Source organism: Sulfurimonas limnophila (assembly GCF_059705345.1).
On record NZ_AP046127.1, the window covers coordinates 1,314,403 to 1,336,608 of the forward strand.

7 protein-coding genes and 1 tRNA gene are annotated in these 22,206 nt (G+C 37.3%); 1 reads left to right on the top strand and 7 read right to left on the bottom strand.

Going from position 1 to position 22,206, the window contains the following annotated elements:
- Positions 1 to 71: 71 nt before the first annotated feature.
- From AC6H33_RS06700 to AC6H33_RS06715, 4 genes are all read right to left on the bottom strand, one after another.
- Positions 72 to 16,244: a hypothetical protein gene (locus AC6H33_RS06700; protein ID WP_497604112.1), complete on the bottom strand. Its 16,173-nt coding sequence runs from the start codon at positions 16,242 to 16,244 to the stop codon at positions 72 to 74.
- Positions 16,245 to 16,318: 74 nt separating this feature from the next.
- Positions 16,319 to 18,154, bottom strand: coding sequence for a tetratricopeptide repeat protein (locus AC6H33_RS06705; protein WP_497604113.1), 1,836 nt, complete (start codon positions 18,152 to 18,154; stop codon positions 16,319 to 16,321).
- Entirely contained in the window at positions 18,147 to 18,608 is a 462-nt protein-coding gene (gene rimI, locus AC6H33_RS06710; RefSeq protein ID WP_497604114.1) for a ribosomal protein S18-alanine N-acetyltransferase, read from the bottom strand. Before rimI ends, AC6H33_RS06705 begins: the two co-directional genes overlap by 8 nt.
- Positions 18,605 to 19,585, bottom strand: coding sequence for a DUF2156 domain-containing protein (locus AC6H33_RS06715; protein WP_497604115.1), 981 nt, complete (start codon positions 19,583 to 19,585; stop codon positions 18,605 to 18,607). The genes rimI and AC6H33_RS06715 overlap by 4 nt, the downstream gene beginning before the upstream one ends.
- Positions 19,586 to 19,739: 154 nt before the next feature.
- On the opposite strand from AC6H33_RS06715, the gene AC6H33_RS06720 reads away from it, so the two are divergent.
- Positions 19,740 to 19,813: transfer RNA gene (locus AC6H33_RS06720), tRNA-Gln, on the top strand.
- Positions 19,814 to 19,823: 10 nt separating this feature from the next.
- On the opposite strand, the gene AC6H33_RS06725 is transcribed toward AC6H33_RS06720, so the two are convergent.
- The 3 genes from AC6H33_RS06725 to AC6H33_RS06735 all read right to left on the bottom strand — a co-directional run bounded on the left by AC6H33_RS06725 (position 19,824) and on the right by AC6H33_RS06735 (position 22,199).
- Complete coding sequence (locus tag AC6H33_RS06725) at positions 19,824 to 20,318, bottom strand: HIT family protein (protein WP_497604116.1); 495 nt, start codon at positions 20,316 to 20,318, stop codon at positions 19,824 to 19,826.
- A 121-nt stretch (positions 20,319 to 20,439) separates the two neighbouring features.
- Positions 20,440 to 21,723, bottom strand: a complete 1,284-nt coding sequence (locus tag AC6H33_RS06730; RefSeq protein ID WP_497604117.1) for a TRAP transporter large permease — start codon at positions 21,721 to 21,723, stop codon at positions 20,440 to 20,442.
- Positions 21,720 to 22,199: a TRAP transporter small permease subunit gene (locus tag AC6H33_RS06735; protein ID WP_497604118.1), complete on the bottom strand. Its 480-nt coding sequence runs from the start codon at positions 22,197 to 22,199 to the stop codon at positions 21,720 to 21,722. The genes AC6H33_RS06730 and AC6H33_RS06735 overlap by 4 nt, the downstream gene beginning before the upstream one ends.
- Positions 22,200 to 22,206: the final 7 nt, after the last annotated feature.

Here is a 22,206-nt window from a genome sequence, read left to right on the forward strand (position 1 = left end):
TTATGTTTTATATATTTATATGCATTCACCAAGCTAGAGCTTAGGAACGAGGGAAAATTTATATCTATTTTTTAAACTACATGTAACTGTAAATCAGTAATATCGTGATTGCTATCTAAATCTATCCAGTAGCTGTTTGCTGCAGTGTCAATATTTAAAGCTCCATTTGTGCTTTTTTGAAGCCAAGTTGAATCTGCATCACTTCTATAATAGTAGTCACTGTTATTTACAGAGAGTTCTAAACTACCCGCTGAGCTCCAATTATTAATAGTAGTTTCGCTAATGGTTACATCCGCAAAACCTGATAAATTCAACACTTCAAAAGCACTAAAGCTACCAATTAATGTTTTTGTACCACTTCCTGATACACTAAGCGTATCACTTCCAGCGCCACCATCAACAGTAAAATTAGCTATATTTGTAAAATCTAAAGTAACTGTATCGTCACCTCCAAGAGCATTGATTGTTGTCGGTTTATCTCCGATTATTGTTAAATTATCAGCAGAAGATGAAAGATTTATGGTATCTAAATCAGAAATGTTTGAAAAATCAAGATCTCCAAATACTGCATCACTGAAACTTATACTGTCATCATTGCTACTTCCAAAATCTATAGTTGCAAATTTTGCACTCCATGTATCAAAACTGCCTTTATCTGTAAATGTTACCACATCTGCACTATTGGCAAAATTAAGATTTTCAAATCCAGTGATATTAAAATCTGTACTTGCGATAGTTCCATTTCCATTGATATTAAATGTATCTGTTCCACTCGTATCTGTTATATTATCAGCACTTGTTAGATTGCTCATAGTTGCGACATTGATTGTGTCATTTCCAGCACCAAGATTGACTGCATCATTTCCGCTTGATAGATGTAAAATATCATCTCCAACCGAACCTATGATATTTATATCGCTTGAGCTATCATTGACGGTAACTGTTCCAAGAGAGCTATTTACATTTGATAAATCAACACTTGCATCATCTGCATTGACTGTAAGATTTCCGCCGCCATTTACAATTGTTGTTCCTAAAATACTATCTGCTACAGTCATCGTACCGCTTGAGATAGTCAGGGTATCCACATTTGTAAGATTTCCTGTATATATTCCTGTTCCGCTCGCCCAATTTGCATTTACTGTTGTAGTTGCGATATTTGTGAAATCTGAAGTCAATCCACTCTGTAAATTTGTAATGCTTACTGTTCCAGCTCCACTGATTGTATCTCCACTTAATTTTGTGGCATCTGCACTCAGTGTTGCTCCACTACTTACGCTTACAGTTCCACTTCCTGCTATTGTTCCAGTGCTTACAGTCATAGTTCCGCTGCTTACTGTTAGGTTTGCAGTTGAAAGGTTACCTGTAAATGTGGCAGTACCTGACCAATCAGCGTTTATAGTTCCGCCTGTGATTTTTGTTAGGTTTATAGCAGGTACTGCTTCAAGGTTTGTAATAGCCAGTGTTGCATTGTTTGTGATAGCTGTTGCGACATTTAAAATACTCGCATCGGAAGTCATAGTTCCACTGCTTAGAGTTAATGTATCTACATTTGTAAGATTTCCTGTATATATTCCTGTTCCTGACCAATCTACATTAAGTGTTGTCGGGTTTACATTTGTAAAGTTAGCACCAAGTGTAGCATCTAAGTTTGTTACGCTTAAAGTTCCTGCTCCGCTTACTGTTTTAGCTGTGACTATTGAAGCATCTGTTGTTACCGTTACTCCAGTGTCAATTGAAACTACTGAATTTTGGAAATTACCTGTAAATGTAGAATTTCCTGTAAACTGTATAGTCTCTGTTCCGCTAAGTGACAAGTTTGCAAAGTCTTGTGAAGAGCTGCTATTAACTTGTACTACTATGCTTCCTGCTCCGCTTGTTGCCAAAGTTCCTAAAATATCATCTGTTACAGTCATCGTACCGCTTGATACAGTTAGAGTATCCACATTTGTAAGATTTCCTGTATATATTCCTGTTCCGCTAAAGTCTGCGTTTATAGTATTTACAGTTAAGTTTGCAAAGTCTGCAGCTAATGCAGCATCTAGGTTGTTAACAGTTAAAGTTCCGCTTCCGCTTATTGTATCGCCTGTCACTTTGCTTGCATCCGCTATCATAGTTGCGTTTACAACTATTGAGCTTGCACTGTTGATTGTAGAAGCATTGTCAATAGTCATAGTTCCGCTGCTTACTGTTAGGTTTGCAGTTGAAAGATTGCCTGTAAATGTAGCACTTCCTGACCAATCAGCGTTTATAGTTCCGCCTGTGATTTTTGTTAGGTTTATAGCAGGTACTGCTTCAAGGTTTGTAATAGCCAGTGTTGCATTGTTTGTGATAGCTGTTGCGACATTTAAAATACTCGCATCGGAAGTCATAGTTCCACTGCTTAGAGTTAATGTATCTACATTTGTAAGATTTCCTGTATATATTCCTGTTCCTGACCAATCTACATTAAGTGTTGTCGGGTTTACATTTGTAAAGTTAGCACCAAGTGTAGCATCTAAGTTTGTTACGCTTAAAGTTCCTGCTCCGCTTACTGTTTTAGCTGTGACTATTGAAGCATCTGTTGTTACCGTTACTCCAGTGTCAATTGAAACTACTGAATTTTGGAAATTACCTGTAAATGTAGAATTTCCTGTAAACTGTATAGTCTCTGTTCCGCTAAGTGACAAGTTTGCAAAGTCTTGTGAAGAGTTACTTGATACTTTTACTATCACATTTCCAGCTCCGCTTACGCTTGCAATAGAGGCTAGTTGAGAGTCAGCCAAAGTTAAAGTATTGCCATTTGTAACGGTAATCAAGCTTATGGTTCCAAGGTTTTGTCCGCTTAAATCAACACTGTTAACTACATCCAAAGTAACATTTCCGCTTCCAGATTTTGTAATACCTGAGAAATTGTTATTTGCTGGTGTTGTAGTATCTGCTGTAATTATCACATTGCCATTTGCGTTGGTGTTGATAGCTATAGTATTACCATTAAAATCAGCTGCACCTACTGTTAGTGTCTTGTTGTTTGCTACAGATATATTTGACACTTGATTATCAAGCTCTCCAGTCAGATTTGAATTGCCATTTACACTGATAGTCTCAAAGTTTGTAATGCTTAGACTAGCAAAGTTCATATTGTCTGCCGCTAGAGTTACAGTATCATTTCCACCACTCCCACCATCAGCTACACTAAGTCCTGTTATATCTGTGATTGTGATATTATCATCTCCACCTCTTGCATACACATAGCTAAATCCAGCACCTTTAACTTCTGTTCCACCCAAGGTAATAGTATCATTTGAGCCATCTCCAAGATTGAGTGTTTCAAAGTTACTTAAATTTGTAAAATCTGCATCTGTAAAGCTTAAACTTCCGCTTGTATCGGTAATATTTAGAATATCAGAGTCTCCCGCCCCTGCATCGATATTATCAGTAGTGCTGAGATTTGTTTTTGCAATATTTACCGTATCACTTCCTGCCCCAAGGTTTAGAACAACGCTATCAAGTTTATTGTCACTAAGAGTAAGTGTATCAGCTCCGCTACTAAATACTACACTATCTATTCCGCTTGTATTGGCAAATGCACTACTATTTATACTTCCGCTATTACTAAACCCTATAGTATCCGTTCCACCGCCTGTGATTTTATCAGCAACTGTGAAATCACTGATATAGGTATAAATCACACTGTTTGTTCCACTGCCAAGTTTAAGCTCAACATTGTCAAGCTTTGTGTCATTGCCTGCTATAGTAATCGTATCGTTTCCTATGTGGAAATTTACAACATCAATATTACTTACATTTGTAAATTGTTCACTTGTAATAGATGTACTTGAGTCCGTAAATGTAATCTCATCTGTTCCACTTCCACCATTTACAGTATCTGCTGACGTTAGATTTGCAACTGTGAATTTAAATATATCACTTCCACTATTTCCAGTAATTGATGTATTGTTTGCTCCCATTGTTACAGTGTTATTTCCAGCACTTAGTGTTATATTTTCAACTCCGCTTACATTTGTAAGATCTATGGCTGTTCCTGCTGTGGTTATATTTAATGTATCACTGCTAGCTCCACCAGCGATAGTCAATGCGCTTGTAATATACGTAGCATCTGCATTTATGCTATTTACTCCCCCGCCAAGATTGATAGTTCTAATCCCTGCATTAAACTCATCACTTCCAAATGTTACGGTGTCAGCATTGTCACCAAATGTAAGTACTTCAAAGCCTGAGAGTTTAGACATATCAAGGTCTGTTGTCACTGCATTTGTGAAAGTAAGAGTATCAGTCCCTGTCGCCCCGCCATTGATAGAAGTTGTAAATTTGTCCGTAAAATCACTAAATGCCGCAGCATCTGTAAATGTTAGATTATCTGCATTTGTACTCAATGTAAGAGTTTCAAATTCACTGTATTTACTAAAATCAAGTGTTCCGCTTACGGCTGAACTAAATGTAATCGCATCTGTTCCTGCGCTTCCTCCATTAATAGAAGTAAATTTACCACTTAAAGTTGTCATACTTGCTAAATCTGTAAAGGTTAAAGTATCATTTCCGCTAAAGAAGTTTAGATTATCTACATCAGTAACATTTGCAAATGCACTGCTAGCTATTGTGCCACTACTTGTAAATGCAAGATTGTCTGTACCACCGTTTCCATTTATCGTATCACTTGTACTAAAATCAGCTATCGCATAGTTAAATGTATCAGCTCCTGCATTACCTGTGATATTGAAATTTTTTGTTCCAACCGTGATAGTATTAGTACCATTTGCCAAACCTATATTTTCCACATCTATATTTGTTAGCTGTGAGGCAACAATAGTTCCAGCATCTATAAATTCTAAAGTATCAGTGCCACCATTACCCACTACGGTATCACTGCCTGAAAGATCTGCAATATTAAATTTAAATGTATCAGCTCCCGCATTACCATTTATTGTGCCACTATTTGCACCAACCGTAACTGTATTTGTTCCATTTGCAAGATTAATAGTTTCAATTCCACTAACTCCTGTAGTATTTGACACTCCTGCTGTTGTGATATTGACTGTATCTGTTCCAACTCCGCTTATATTATCAGCAGATGTTAGATTTGCAGCTGCAATATTTACTGTGTTTGTACCAGCACCGAGTGTTACTGCATCATTCCCACTCGTTAGATTTACTACATCATCTTTATCACTCATCACTATTACATTGTCAGCCGTACTATCATTTAGAGTGATAGTTCCAGTGAAGCTGTCATTGTTAATACTACTTAAGTCTGTGTTCGCCGTAGCGGTTGTATTGAGAATAATAGCTCCAGCACCTGCTATTATCATAGCACCTGTGAGTTGGTTATTGAGTAATGTCAATGCCTGACTGGCAGCAACTGTATATTGATTGACTCCACCTAAGTTTTGTCCACTTAAATCAACACTGTTAACTACATTTAGATTAATATTACCAGTTGTTGTTTTTGTAACTCCTGCAAAGTCATGGTCTGCAGGTGTTGCAGTGGCATTAATAGTTAAGTTTCCTGCACCTTTAATATCTACATTTTTACCATCAAGTTGAGTAGCACCAAGAGTAAGAGTTTTACCACTTGCTATATCATACACATCAAATAAGTTTGTGTCAGTGCCATCTATATCTTTAGTGCCGAGATTTACACTATTGTTTACTATTAACTCAGCTTTTGCACCTGTATTTTTAGTAAATGTTATCGCATCAAAATCATGGTCATTTATAATATCTGTCGCTATGACTTTAAGTATAGCATTGTTTCCAAACTCTATGGTAAGTGTTTTATCATCAAGCTGAGTTGCACTAAGTGTTAAAGTCTCTCCATCAGCGATTGTAATTGTGTTAAAATTTAAAATCTCAACACCAGACAAGTTAACATCTCTTGCTATTTGAAGTGTATTTTCTCCTCCATCTCCATCTAAGGTAGTTATCCCTGTTACATTTGAGACACTAAATATATCATTTGCATTACCGCCGACAATTTTCTCAATACTTTGTAGTGTATCACTATGACCTCCGCCTCTAACAGTAGCGCTTGTGTTGTCATTGTCAATAGTCACATTTAAAACTGTCGCACTATTGCCATAACTCACTGTATCTACCGATGCACCACCGTTTATCGTACTTCCATAAACATCATCTACATTAAAAGTATCGCTGTTTGCAGAGAGTGTATAGTTTTCAAAGTTGCTAAATGTATCCGCTCCATCGCCACTTGCAGTTCCTGCGCCATCTGAAGTAACATTTACTATAACACTTCCAGTAGCGCCTGAAAAACTAAGAGTATCTACTCCAGCTCCACCATCTAATGTGTTAGCAAATTGATTTCCCTCTACGGTGTCATTGCCTACACCCATAACAACATTATTTATTCCAGATAGTGTATCTACACTGCCATTACTATATGTTGCGCCTAGCGTTCTTAGATTTACATTTACATCTAAAGCGCCTATTTCTGTATAGTTAAGTGTATTTGTCCCTGTTCCGCCAGTAAGAGTGTCGCTTCCAGTTCCTGCAAAGAGAGTATCATCCCCTGCTCCACCATCAAGAGTATTATTTCCACTTACTCCTTTTAGTGTATCTGCAAGATTTCCGCCCGTTAAAACATTGTCAAGATTATTTCCAACTAGCGTATTTGCTTGAGAGAGTGAACCTTTTAATCCTTCTACGTTTGTTACGCTATCTGTATAAGCTCCACCGATATTATGCGCTATATTTGTAGTTGCGCCATTATCTAGCAGTGTTACATTTAGCCCTGTAGAGCTTGAGCTATAATCAACTAAATCACTACCAATGCCACCATCTATAATATCTGCTCCTGCACTAGCTATAACCGTATCATTTCCCTCTTGAGTATTGATAGTATCAACTCCGCTACCGCCATAAACAACATCATCTCCATTTGCGCTATATATGGTGTTTGTTCCAGCTTGTGCATAGATAGTATCAGCTCCTGCGCCAGAGAGTATAGTATTGTCTGTGCTACTTGCCCAAATAGTATCATCCCCAGAACCTGTGGTTATGTTTTGAATATTTGCCAATGTATCTGTCATAGATATAGTTTTAGCGGTGTTATTTAAAACAGTGCCTTGAGTTGAACCACTGATATTTACCTGAACGCTTATGTTATTTGAGTATGAGTAATCAACCGTATTTACTCCAGTTCCGCCATCAATAGTATCATTGCCAGTTCCACTGTATATGGTGTCATTGCCACCATCTCCATTTAAAACATTCGCGTATCCTATACCGTATATCTTATCATCGCCATCGCCACCATAAATGGTGTTGTTTACTTCCAAACCACCTTTTAAAGTATCATTTTGAGCTGTTCCTACGATGTTTTCTATACCAAATAGTGTTTGATTATACCCATCGACTCCAGAGGTAAATACAGCATTGTTTTGTGTCATAAGGTCAACATTAACACCACTTACAGTTGTAATCAAACTAAAATCCAACCAATCTGAACCCACCTCTCCATGAATCTCATCATTTCCAAGACTTGCAACTATTCTATCATCACCGGAACCTGAATATATGATATTTCTAGCGTCACTTCCTCTTATGGTATCTGCATAAGTTGTGCCATAGACATTTTCTATATTTATCACACTACCTATCTGATTAGAGCCTCCACTTTGATATGAATTTATAAAGCTCTCAGCAGCAATTCCGCCATAAGCATCACTTCCAAGATTTACTAAAACGCCCTGTGTGCCACTATCAAATTTTAGAGTATCTACTCCATTACCGCCATCTATTGTATCTCGTCCAGTCCCAGCAAAGATAGTGTCATTATTGCTTCCGCCTGTTACGGTGTTATTTCCAGCTTTTGCATAAAGTGTGTTATATCCAGAAATACCACGAATAGTGTCATTGCCACTTCCGCCAAAAATAAGGTCATTTCCAGCACCGCCTTCTAAAACATTGACTCCTGATACTCCAAAAATAGTATCATCACCATCTCCGCCATAGATGACATCATTTCCGCCATTACCAAAGATAGTATCGTTTCCGCCATTTCCGCTTACAACTTCAGATAAATCACTTCCACTAAATACATCAGCGACATTACCCAATGTAAAGTTCTCAAAATCTGGATTTACTCCATCTTGATATAGATAATCTGTAAATCCACGACCATCAGTAATGTTATAAAAAGTATAATCTCCATCTGCGAGTGTAACTAAACCAGAGATAGCCAAACTTGTAGTTACAACTGATAGATTAGATAAGCCTAACGAGGCGCCCCCAGTTGCATAGCCGTTATAAGTAGCAGCTGTGATATTGTTAAATATGATTCTTGAGCCTACTGAAGAGCCAAGATTGTTATACATATCTAGTATATCAGTTCCAGCTCCACCTATGATAGTGTCGCTTCCGTAGTTATTTGAAACTCTGTCGCCTCCATCACCCATGTCATAGATGTCATTGCCACTTCTACCAAGAGCATAGTCGTCTCCGCCATACATTATAAAAGTATTTGCGCTGTTTGTTCCCCAAACTGTTTGACCTCTTACTTCGTTAAAATCTATAACATTTTCTATATTATAAACTTTGCTATCCCCTGCATTGTTATTTTCTAAGTCAAAGTTTGAAATAGCTCCGCTCATATTTTCTAGACTTAGCCAGTCGCTTCCGCCCTCGCCATCGAGATAATCTTGTCCACTGCTCAAAAACAGCGTATCATCTCCAGTTCCAGCCATAATGGTGTTGTTTTCTAAATGATTACCCATCAACTGATCTGCACCGCTACTTCCGACGATATGCTCTACTTGTTTTACATAGTCAAAATTTGCACTAAGCGCACCACTTCCATCAAGCTCAAATATTTGTGAATAGCTACCATCAAGGTATCCTCTATCGCCAACACTATCAGTAAAAGTAACTACTGTATTTAGATTTACAGAGACTCCATAACCGCCATTTAGTGCCATTGCAGAGTAGTTTACCCAGTCGCCTTCAACATCTGCACCAGCTTCTGTACCGCCAATTAAAAAATCATTGTTAAATGAGCCAATTAGAGTATCTGTTCCTTCTCCGCCATATACAACATCCCCTCTATTGCCAATATTTTTTATAGTTGCAGTTGTTATAGTATCGTTTCCTGTACCACCATAGAGCGTGTTTTCCCCGCCTGTACCAACAATAATATCAGCACCGCCAAGTCCTCTTATGACATTATTTGAAGAGTTTCCTATAAGTGTATCTGAGTAATCAAGTGTTCCTGTAAGATTGTTGATATTTCTTATATATGTCTCTACATTTGAATATCCGTCATTTAAAACTCTACCAAAAGTGCCATCTCCATTAGCATAGCCCAAATCAACACTAACTCCAATTGGTGAGTAGTAAAAACTAAGTGTATTTACTCCATTAGACCCAGCAGAGACATAACTGCCAACAGAAACATCTCCACCGTCATACTTATCTATTCCGCTTCCTGTATATAAAGTATCATCTCCAGCACCACCGATTAGGAAGTTATTTCCTGCTACTCCATATATAGCATCATTTCCGCTGTTTCCATGCAGAGTATTGTTGGTGCTATCTCCTCTTAAAACATCATTTGAGTCTGAACCAAAGAGGTTTTCTATCTCAAAAATAGTAGTTGTTCCAAGTCCGCCAGTAATAGCTCCTGCCGTCATAGTAGCATCAATTCCAGAACCAACATCTTCAAAACTTAGCCAATCCCCAGTAGACAATGTTCCGTTCCAAGCTGTATTTGTGCCACCTCTTATAGTATCGCCACCATCAGTAGCTATAATCCAGTCATCTCCTGCACCTGCGCTAATCTCATTCCAAGCGCTTGAACCTTTTATAATATCTCCCAGATTAGAACCTGTGATGCGAGTAATGTCAAAGAGTTTATCAGCGCCTCCAAAACCATTTGCTGTTACATTATTTGTAGTAGCATTAGCTGTAATACTTAAATCTACATTTATACCGCTAGTAGCCAGTGAGTAATTTACTCTATCATCTCCACTTGCACTGCTTCCAATGATGTCTCCATTTCCATCAAAAGTAGCATTTCCTCCATAGTATGAGTTATTTCCAGCATTTGCATAGATAAGGTCATTTGCATTTCCCCCAAAAATAGTATCATTATTGGTACTTGCATATATGGTGTCATTTCCGCCATTTGCAATGATAGTGCTAAATGTAGAAGCCCCTCTTAAATCTATCGTATCATTTAAGTTTGAGCCTTTTATCATCTCAAAGTGAGTGCTTAGGGTGTCAACTCCCTCTGAATCGCTTGTGATAGTATTGGCTGTTAAATCAACACTTATGGCACTTAGTGAGCTTGAGTACTCTAAGATATCTCTAGCAGCTCCGCCGATAAATATGTCATTACCAGCTCCGCCTATAAAAGTGTTATTTCCACCTAAGCTTCCATCTAAAATATCAGCTCCCTCACCGCCTTCTAGCGTATCGTTTCCTGTACCGCCGTAAATACTATCGTTGCCACTTCCGCCTAGAAGTCTATTGTTTCCACTCTCTGCATAAAGAATATCAACACCCTCTCCACCATCTAGTGTATCATTTCCAGCACCACCGTATAGAGTATCTGAGCCTTCTCTTCCCCAAAGAATGTCATTTCCAACTCCACCGTAAAATAGATTATCTGTGCTTGAGCCATAAATCGTGTCATTATGGCTACTTCCATAAATCGTATCTATATTAGCAACGGTAGCGTTTAACTGTGTTGCATCAGTTATAAAACCATCTCTGTAAATTCTGTTTGCTGAGAGATCAAGATATACGCCAGTAGAACCAACAACGGCATCAACTGTGGCTGTGTTATAAAGCAGTGTATTTCTTCCTTCACTTCCATCTATGTTGTCGCCTCCGCTACTAGCTATAAAGGTGTCGTCTCCCTCTCCACCGATAAGAACATCCGCACTACTCATACCGCCTTGAAGTATGTCATTTCCACTAAAACCATTGATGGTATTTATGCTAACGCCATCGCCTACAATAGTGTCATTTCCAGTGGTACCTATGATATGTTCGATTTGTGTAAGAGTGTGAGAGTAGGTAGAACCTCCATTTATGGTTGCATTACCTGCACTATTTAAAATTATATCTATCGGCCCCGTTAAGTTTGAGTAATCAACAGTATCATCCCCTAAACCTGTTCCATCATAAACATCACTACCTGCCCTTGCTATGAGCGTATCAACGCCTGTACCTGCTATGAGTGTATTATTTCCTGCGACACCATCAATCGTGTCATTTCCAGCACCACCATCTAAGGTGTTATTTGCAGTTGCACTACCTAAAATAGTATCATTGCCAGTTGAGCCAATAAGATGAATAAAGTTTGATACTTGGTCATATCCAGTAGCTACACCGTTAATCTCTCCAGTACCCAAATTTGCACTAATAGCACCTGAGTAGTTACTATAACTAAGCGTATTTAATCCAGCTTCTCCATTATAAACATCATTTCCTGATGTGGCATACAGTGTATCATTACCAGCTCCAGCCATGATTGTATCGGACTGATTATCTTTACCTTCAAGAGTGTCATTATCAGCAGTAGCAATGATTTTCTCAACATTGACAACGCTAAACGTACCAAAGCCTCCGCCTACAACCTGCTGTGCGCTGTTGTTAAAAGAGCCTGAGCGACTTCCTGCATCTTGCAGTGAAAAAGAGATACCAGAAGTTGCAGCAAAGTCACTAAAGTCAAGCGTATCTACACCAGCTCCGCCATCCACGTAGTCATTTCCAGCCCCTGCGATGATTGTGTCGTTATCATCTCCTCCATAAAGAGAGTTTACTCCAGCTCCACTACTTCCTGTTGACTCTATTGTATCTCGTCCTGCCCCACCGTAAATAATGTTGTTTTGTGTATTTCCTATAAGTGTATCATCAAGTGCTGAACCATATATATCTTCTATATTAGTTAATGTATCAACGCCCTCATAAACACCAAAACGCTGTGATGTACCAGAAGCTACCGTTGTGCCGCTTGTTGTATCTGTATAGTTAGATGAGCTTAAATTTACTACTACTCTATCGCTAAATTCACGATAATCTACTATATCTCTATCTGCTCCTCCATCTAAGAAGTTATTGCCTCTTCCGCCATAAAGAGTATCATTACCGCTTCCGCCTATTAAACTATTGTTTGAGTTATTTCCGATTAGAGTATCGTTGTTACTGCCACCGATAACTCTGTTTATATTAGAGATAGTATCTGTTGATATATCTGCTCCAGTTGCTCTGTTTTCCCCAAGATTTACAGAAACTGAAGTAGTGATGTTTTCATAGGTAAGTGTATCATTACCACCGCCTCCACGCATATCATCACTTCCACTGCCACCGATAAAAATGTCATCTCCAGTTCCGCCAAAGAGAGTATTTACTCCAGCTCCACCGCTTAAAATATTAGCTCCCGCTGTACCCCAGATGATATTATTTCCAGCATTACCGCTTAGAGTGTCATTTCCTGTTCCGCCGATGATATTTTCAATGTTTATAAGAGCATCAGATATACCAAATCCTGAACCATTTACATTGGTTCCTGTTGCTGTGCCATTTGTCGGAGCATCTGCTAGCTGTGCATTTATACCTGTTGTTGTCCAGCTATAATCCGCTGTATCAGTTCCGCCTCCACCATCTAGAGTGTTGCTTCCTAGATTTCCTATTAAGTTGTCATTTCCCAGTCCACCAGAGAGCGTGTTTGACGCATTGCTACCTATGAGCGTATCGTTACCACTTCCACCAACTGCATTCTCAATACTCTCTAAAACATCATTTCCAGCACCCTGAGCAGTTCCTGCTAAAAGGTTTATCAATACTCCAGAACTTATACCGCTATAATCAGCAGTATCACTTCCTCCCTCTCCGATAAGACGGTCATTTCCTAAACTTGCTACAAGAGTATCATCTCCAGTACCAGCCCAAATAGTGTTATTTTGAGCGTTTCCTGTGAGTATATCATTAAAGTTTGTACCGATTAGATTTTGAAAGTTTGCTATTGAGTCTGTATATGAGTTGTGATTTACAGTAGAGCTTGAGAGGCTGATAGTAAGTCCATTTGTTCCTCCGCCATTGTCAAAATAGTTATAACTTAAAGTGTTAGTGCCATCTTCTCCATCTAAGACATTACTACCCTCTTTACCGCTTATCGTGTCATCTCCACGTCCGCCAAGGATAGTGTTTGAACTAGCGTTACCACTTAGAGTATCTGCAATATTTGAACCTATAATATTGTTTATATTGTATAAAACTGATGTAGCGCCATTTATAACAGCTTCTCCATAAGCTGGATTTGCTCCTAAATCAACGACTGCGCTATATTGTGAATCACTAAAACTTACCCAGTTGTTTCCACTCTCTCCATCAAGATAGTTCGACCCTCCACGTCCAGCTAAAGTATCATCTCCAGCTCCTCCAAGAAGAGTGTTGTTGTTGCTATCGCCTAAAAGTGTGTCGTTACCACTTGTTCCCTCAACAATCTCTATATTTGCTAAAGTGTCTGTTCCCAGAAGAACAGATGCACTATCATACTTTTTGCCAGAACTTGTCTCCAAATCTACTACAACTCTATTTAACCCAACTGCACTGAACTGAACTCTGTCAATACCTGAGCCACCATCAAGATAGTTATTTCCCAAAGAGCCGTTTAGTGTATCAGCACCTTTGTTTCCATAGATATAATCATCTCCATTTCCGCCAAGAAGATAGTCATCTCCATCGCTGTAAAAAGAGTCATTTTTATCAGCTTCTATGATAGAGGTTAAGCGCATGTTTATAGTGTTATCTGCATCAACAGCGCTCAAATCGTACGTAAAAGTTGTACCATCCGCCGAGGTAATAGCATCTTTGTAAAGTGTGTACTGATTAGAAGATATTTTTAAAACATCTCTGTCGTTGTTTACTCTAACAAACGTATCACTGCCGTTAACAATGTAGTATGCTGAAGTTATCTCATTGCCCACCATATCTATAATCTGAGATACACTAAACCCCTCTTTAAATCCATATAGATAATTTGTTCCGCCTATTCCAGCGATTGTGTCATCTCCGCCAAGTCCACGCAGAGTGTTGTTGCTACTGTTACCAACTAAAACATCATCATAGTTTGAACCGATAACATTCTCAACATTCATAATCAAATCGACGCCCATACTAGTATCTGCGCCATAAGCTATACCAGCTTCGTTACTTTGTCCATTATCTTCAGTGTTTAAAAATACTTTAACACCATTTGAAGTGGATGAAGTTATCTGCTCAAAACCTATCGTATCTTCACCAGCTCCACCATCTATAAAATCACCAAAATTTGTATATAAATCTACTATGCTTATATCTGGATGTGAAAGATTTGAAATATCCATTAAAGAACCGATATTTGTGCCTATCTTGGCGTCTGTTCCACCCTCTAAGTAGTCATTTCCATCACCACCGCTTAGCGTGTCATTACCACCTGCGCCATAGATATAGTCATCTCCAGACAAACCTCTTAATGCGTTGTTTTGGGCATTACCGTAAATGGTATCATTGTAATTTGTTGCGTTGATATTTTCTATATTTATAAAAGTATCTGCAAAAGTAGGCATTAGTCTGTTAAAATCAGCGATACCGCTTGATGGAGCATTTGTTGAGATAGCACTAAAGTAATCTTGATCTGCAGTAATTCCAGACGCACTTCCAGTATCAAGGTCTATATTAACACCCTCATTTAAGATAGTGATAAGTTGCCCAAACTCATTTGTAGTAAGAAGGTCTCTAACCTCAACGGCATCAGTCACGCTTAAACGCTCAACAAAATCATAATTTAGAGTATCAGTTCCAACTCCACCGTCTATATAATTCGTTCCTGTTCCGCCGCTAAGAGTATCATTACCAGCATTTCCATAAAGAGAATCATCTCCTGCTTGTCCATAGATTGTATCTGTAACGACCCCTCCATAAACAGTAGAATTGCCTTGTGAAGTGTAGACAATGTTTCTATTTAGATTGCTGTTTAAGATATAGCCATCTTCTCCAGCTTGTGATTGGTAGACATAATCACTTGCTGTTGTAATCTCTTTGATTTGAAGGTTTATATCGTTTTGCTCTATAAGCATGGTTAAATCTGGAGTCTTTATTGTACGGCCAGGTTCAAGGTTGTCTATACTAAATTCTGAAGTGATTTTAACATTTAGTGAAAAAGAGTCCACTGGCGTATTTGATGGATATTTTATAAAAAACTCCAGTGCAGTTCCGCTCTCGGTTGTGACTACTTCAAATCCGCCACTGCCATTTACATCCCTTGTTAGTGACTGAAAAGCTCCAGAACCACTAGCATCAATTATCTCAAAACTATTTGGTAACCCGCTAATATCGATAGATGTGACCTGAAATCCCTCTGGCTGTTCAGGAATTATTCTTACAACTCTTGTAATAAATTCGCCGTTACTCCCAAAATAATCAGGGCTGTCCGCATAGATAACAGCCTCTTTATACTCATCACTTAAATCTATGGTGTGAGGCTCTATCTGCGCAGAAGGAGCTGTGCTCACATTCCCAAGTTTGCTTCCGCCACCGCCCAAAACTTCTGTTGGAGTGAGTGGGTCTGATGAGCGCTCTATCTCATAATCTGTTTGGAAAAAACCTATAGAGAATTTTAGTGATGCTTGAGCAGCATCCGTAACATCTGAGATACCAGCACTTGTGATAGAAGAGGTGCTTGTATTTTTATTTATTTGCGTATTTACACTCTCATCTTGAGCCTGTTCTCTATCGTTGTACATTGCAACAAAATCTTCAAGCTTCACTTCTTGTTCTGAGTCAACCTGAGCCTGTGGAATAACTATAACCTGAGGGGTTGAAGGAGCAGGTATCTCTTGATTCATAAGCCCTGTCTCTTCATCGACATTGCTTACTCTTATCATAAAACTTGCATTTATTGATTCTAGGGGAAGATCGTTTACTTCTTGAATTTTTGAGAGAATATTATCAACAGAGATTATCTTGCCTGAGCCATAGTTAAATATTGGAGGATTATTGCTAAAGCCCATAATGCCGAGCATTCCAAAGGTTAGAGAGCCTAACGAAGGAAAAGATACAACTATATCTCCGCCAACAAGAAGATACTCTAGCTTATCAGGATTTATACCCTTTATGTCAAATACAACCTCGTCACCAGGTCTGACAAATACTGATAAATTTTCACCTTTTTCAGGCAGCGCTTTTATAATAACTTTATTATTTTTATATTCGATATTTTTACTATTTAAGTCTAGTGACATTTTATCTCTCCATTTATCAAGAAAAAACTATGCAAACGTACTAGATTATACCCTAAAATGGCTGTTTATTGTGTTTATCTATTCTTTAACTCATCTTGAATATCTTTAAAGAGACTCTCCCAGCTCCCTTTTTTATCCTGACGAAATATTTTTATACTTGGATACCAAAATGATTTACTGCCATCTCTGCCCCAACGCCAATCTGGGTTTGTTGGCAAACAGAGCCAACTCTCTATCCCCATAGCTCCGCATAAATGCGCAACTGAGGTATCTGAAGTGATAATCAAATCCATCTCACTAAGAAGCAATGATGTATCATAAAAATCATCTATTTCATCAGTTTTATCAATTATATTTTTGTAAAAAGTACATTTTTTTAGCTTTTTACTCTCCTCTCCAATCTGCAATGAATACACTTTGGTATTTTTTAATTTTGTTAAAAACTCAAAGTTTTGAGGCTCTATAAATCTATATTTATGCCCTTTATGCGTCTGACTTCCTCCAAAACAAAAAGCTATTTTTCTTATTTTACTCTCTTTTTTAATCTCTGTTTTGGCTTTTAAATATGGAAGATTTAAAGCTTTGCTATTTGGGTCTATATCAAAAAGATAGAGTATGCTAAGAAGTGGCAGATGATAATCATACTCTTCATCTTCACCCTCTAAAATTATCTTATCAGCAATAGAATTTAGCTCAAAAAGCCTCTTTAGCTCTTTTTTTACTCTTAGAATGACAAAAGCACCACGCTCTTGTAAAAGCTTTATAAATCTAATAAATTGCAAGGTGTCACCAAAACCCTGCTCTGAAAAAACCAAAATTCTCTTATCTCTTATATCCATGCCTTTTTTATACATTTTTGCAGGATTTAATCCTATAAATTTTGGTAAAAATTCTCTCATTCTTACTCTATGTTCATAATGAAATAACCCTTTTTTATAATCTTGCAAAAGTAGATTTGCCATCGCATAATCAACGTTTGCATTTATATGCATAGGATTTAATGAAATTGCTCTCTCAAAGCACTTTAAAGCCCATCTTGGCTTATTTGTCTCTTTTAAGATTGCGCCCATATTTGCATGAGCATCTGCACTTTTTGGATTTAACGCTATTGCTTCTTTTATACTCACAAAAGCTTTATAAAATTTTTTCTCAACTTTATATAAAACTCCAAGATTATTATAAACTCCAGAGTTTTGTGGACTAAGCTCAAGCGCTTTTTCATATAGCTTATGCGCCTCACTATACTGGGCTAACTCTTTTTTTACTACTCCTAAATTTACATAAGCGGAGATATATTTATCATCAAGGTTGATTATTTTCTCATATATAACTTGGGCATCTAAAAATAGATTCTGATGAAACAACTCATTCGCATATAAGAGTAACATCTCCTTGTCATTTGGATATTGTTCTGAGGCTTCTTTTAGGCTTTTTAGGCTCAAATCTACTCTACCTATTTTTTTATATAACTCTGAGATAAAAACATAAAGAGATGAATTCTTCTCATCTAATTTTTTTGCTTTTTCATACACAACAAGAGCATTTTTAAAATCTCTTGCCTTTTCAAAAATCTTTGCAAGAAGTATATAAGTCTCAATGTCTTGTGATATATTTAGCAGTTTATCTACTGCCACAAGCGACTCTTCAAGCAGATTTAGCCTATATAGAACTTTGATAAAAATTTTATAAAGATGTGGAATTTTTGGATATATTTTAAGCGCCTCTCTTAGAAAGATTACACTTTCATGCAGATACCCGCTCTGTATAAAACTTTTTGTACAAAAAACCACATCCTCAATTGATAACTTTTTCATACCAAGAAGATAATGAACACTCCCAAGCAAAGCAACTCTATCTCTCTCTAAGGAGAGTTTAAATTTATCACGATCTAGTTCAATATATCTACTCAAAAGAATCCTTTTTTTTATCAAGTATATTTAATTCCATCAAATAAGCATCACAGCCATCAAGATAAAATTTATTTAACTTTTTTTTTATAGTAAAACCAATTTTTTTATAAAGATTTATTGCAACTATGTTATCCACTCTAACCTCAAGAAACAGAGCCTTTGGGGCAATACTTGATAACTCTTTTATACTAAATTCTAAAAGTTTTTGAGCTATTTTTCTACCACGAAACTCCTCTTTAACTCCGATGGAGTAAAGCTTGGCATTTTTTCGTTTTATCAAAACCAAGATATATCCTACTATTACACTATCAATCTCTGCTACAAAAAGCATGTTATTGTTTATATGATAATAAAAAGAGGCTCTTGAGAGAGGGAAGTTTTCACTTAAGAAGAGTTTTTCTTCCAAAGCAAAGAGCTTTGATGTGTCTAGAAGCTCTGCTTTTCGGATTTTCATTTTTGATATATAGTATATTTTGGAATTAATTTAAATGGACGATAAGACATTTTTACCTTACGAAGATTTTCAAACCCCATATCATCGCCAACATTTATATAAGCCACTTGATAGTGCTCTTTTAACATTTTTGAAAACTCTCTAAAGATAAATTGTGCACAGCCTAGTACTTCAAAGTCTGTCTTTTCTATGATAACAGTTGCAGTATCATGACTTATGCGCTCACCTACTGTAAAGCCCTTTAGTTCGCCATTTATATAGATTACAAGCCCTATTAACATTAACTCATCATAGTGCTTAATCATCTGCTTTATCGCGTGACGCTCTTGATGAATTCCCTCTAAAAAAACTTCTGCTTCTTCTTTTGGCATATACTTTACTCTATCAGAAACCCACTTATTAAAGAGATGCATTATCTCTTCTTTGTGCTTATCGCAATCTAACTTCTCAATCACATAATCAGGATAAGACTTCATAAACTTATTTATCTCTGTTCTCTTTGTGTGGTAGCTATTTCCTCTCAAGTCTATCAGAGCATCAACTTCATACACATAATCAACTAGTTTTTTCTCTACTAGATAGTTCTCAAGCATCTCAAACATACTACTGGCTTGATCGGCACTTTGAACAAAATCCTCCAACATTGAGCTTTGAACATAATCTATGCGAGAGTAATATGGAGATGAGTTATTTGCATTCATCACTTCAAAACACTTTATCATGGCTTGAGTCATGTTTTTTTTCTTTCCCAATGGAGGAAGAAGCATCGTTAGTTCTCCTCCTGTCATTACAAAGAGGCAAAATGACTTATTTATGATGGCATAAAAACCACTCGCGTTCGCAAGCCAGATATAATTTGCAGCAAAAGTGTAGTCACTTAAATCCACACTTAGTTTTGAGAGATAGCTCTCCATGATAGGTTTTGTGGAGATTGTAAATCGTTTTAATTTCTGCTTGTTAACTGTTAAACTTCCCATAAAAATCCTCTTGCTTTATAAATATTAATGCAATAATACATCCTTTTTTTATCATTTTAGCAACGACTTTTATAGTACTTTTTTTCACAACTATTAAGTTAATTATAAGTGTAGAATATTTATAATTCCACCCTCGCAAAAGCGTTTATACTGTTGGGGTATAGCCAAGCGGTAAGGCAACTGGTTTTGGTCCAGTCATCAGGGGTTCGAATCCCTTTACCCCATCCAAAGCGGAATCCTAGCTAATATAGCTCGGGATCAAATCCCTAATCTTTTTATAAACTTTGACAAAATCTGTTGAGTAAACTCTGTTTTGCGCGATAGAAGTCATAAAATTTGTATCTCTGCTCCAACGCGGAACTAAGTGCATATGAATATGCTCTGCAATCCCAGCGCCCCCTGCACTTCCTAAATTCATCCCGATATTTACTCCGTGTGCGCCAATACCCTCTTTTAAAAGACGAACGCACTTTTGAGCCAAATCACTGATGTGTAGCCAAACTTCACTAGGCAGTTCTTCAAGTTTATCAGTATGCAGATGAGGAATAATCATAAAATGCCCTGGAGTATATGGATAGCGGTTCATTACTATAAAACAAAACTCATCTCTATAAAGTACATGTAGATTCTCATCTTCTTCAGCATGCTTACTAATATGACAAAAAACACACCCTTTTATCTCTTTGTCGTTTATATACTCATCTCGCCATGGCGCATATAAAATATCTTTCATGCTATTTTTCCTTGTTAAAAAATCATTATTTTACTTAAAATACTCTGCCTCACAAGAGGCTAACTTTAGTGCCTCAGCGGCTAACGTAACAAAGAGGAATCACTTCTTCTTTGTGTTTAAATTAAACAAAAGCAAAAACTAAATCTGGAAATATCATAACTAAAATAAGCGCTAAAAGTTGAAGAAGTATAAAAGGGATGATGCCTTTGTAAATCTCAATTGTCTTTACGCTATCTCCTGCTGCACCTTTTAAGAAAAAGAGAGAGAGCCCAAATGGAGGCGTTAAAAAGGAGGCCTGAAGATTTAATGCTATTAGTATCGCAAACCAGAGCGGGTCTATCCCAAAAGCATTCATAACTGGCACTAAAATCGGAACAATGATAAAACTTATCTCTATAAAGTCTATAAAAAAACCAAGGATAAATATACTGAGCATTGCAACTGCTATAAAAAACCAGACATTTCCTATATCTTGAGAAAAAAATTCTAGTATCAAATCACTTCCGCCAAGTTCGTTAAAGACCAAAGAAAAGGCTGTTGCACCTATCAAAATCATAAAAATCATACCGCTTAGTTTTACACTGCCAAGAGACGCGTACTTAATCATCTCAAAATTTAGTGATTTGTTAAAGTATGAGAGCAAAAGGGCACCCACAACCCCAAAAGCAGCGGACTCTGTTGGAGAGGCTATTCCCGCAAAGATAGTTCCTAAAACAGATAGCATAAGAAGCATAGGCGGAATTATCGCCATTATGATCTCTTTGTACGTTATCTCTTTAACATCTTTTGCTATTGGCGCAACTTCTGGTTTTAGATATGAAAATAGTAAAATATAGATGATGTAAAGCACGACCAGTAAAAATCCAGGCAAAACAGCACCCATAAAAAGCTCACCTACACTCACATTCATAACATCGCCTAGTATTATCAATATTATTGAAGGAGGTATTATTTGACCTAATGTTCCACTTGCAGCTATTGTTCCACTTGCTAGGCTTTTATCATAACCTGAACTAAGCATCAAAGGAAGCGCTATCACACTCATCATAACAACACTAGCTGATACAACGCCTGTTGAAGCAGCGAGCATTGCTCCAACTAGCACAACACTAACAGCCAAACCACCACGGATAGTGCGAAATGCAGAACTCATAGCAACGAGTAGTTTTTCTGCCATAAGTGACTTCTCCAAAACCAAACCCATGGCGATAAAAAGAGGAACAGCGATAAGTGTTGTATTTGACATAATTCCATAGATACGAAAAGGGAGTGTTGAGAAGATTTCAAGCCCAATCTCAGGTATAAAAAAGGCGAAAAATATTGACACTGTTCCAAATACAAACGCAACTGGAACTCCAACCATGAGAAGCGTTAAAACAACAACAAACATAAGTAGAGCTATCATTCGCTTCTCCATTTTATGTACTCATCTTTAGCATCCCTAAGAGCTTGAAGAAGTAGAAATACAAAGGCAAGAGGCATAAGTGATTTTACTAAAAATCTATACTCTAAGCCTCCAGGGTTTGATGAAGCCTCATTTTGAGTAAAGCTCATCAAAACAAAATCAATCCCGATGTAAATAATTAAGAGTGAAAAAGGGAGTATAAAAAAGATAGAGGAGATAGTGTTAATAAGCAGTTTTGTTTTTTGGCTAAAAGAGGCATAAAATATATCTACTCTTACATGTGCGCCTTCTCTAAGCGTATATGCAATTGCAAAAAGTATAACAATATCAAAAAGATGCCACTCAAGCTCTTGAAGTGCAACAGAGCCTGTGGAAAAAATGTACCTAGCTGTTGCATCATAAACCACAAGAAGAACTAAAACAGCCAATACAACAGCCGTAAAATAGCCTAAATATTTTATGGTTTTGTCTATCAAATTAAAT

Bases quoted from the DNA above. Each gene is read 5' to 3' on its own strand.
- AC6H33_RS06700 (WP_497604112.1), bottom strand. From the start codon at position 16,244: ATGTCACTAGACTTAAATAGTAAAAATATCGAATATAAAAATAATAAA.
- rimI (WP_497604114.1), bottom strand. From the start codon at position 18,608: ATGAAAATCCGAAAAGCAGAGCTTCTAGACACATCAAAGCTCTTTGCT.
- AC6H33_RS06715 (WP_497604115.1), bottom strand. From the start codon at position 19,585: ATGGGAAGTTTAACAGTTAACAAGCAGAAATTAAAACGATTTACAATC.
- AC6H33_RS06725 (WP_497604116.1), bottom strand. From the start codon at position 20,318: ATGAAAGATATTTTATATGCGCCATGGCGAGATGAGTATATAAACGAC.
- AC6H33_RS06730 (WP_497604117.1), bottom strand. From the start codon at position 21,723: ATGATAGCTCTACTTATGTTTGTTGTTGTTTTAACGCTTCTCATGGTT.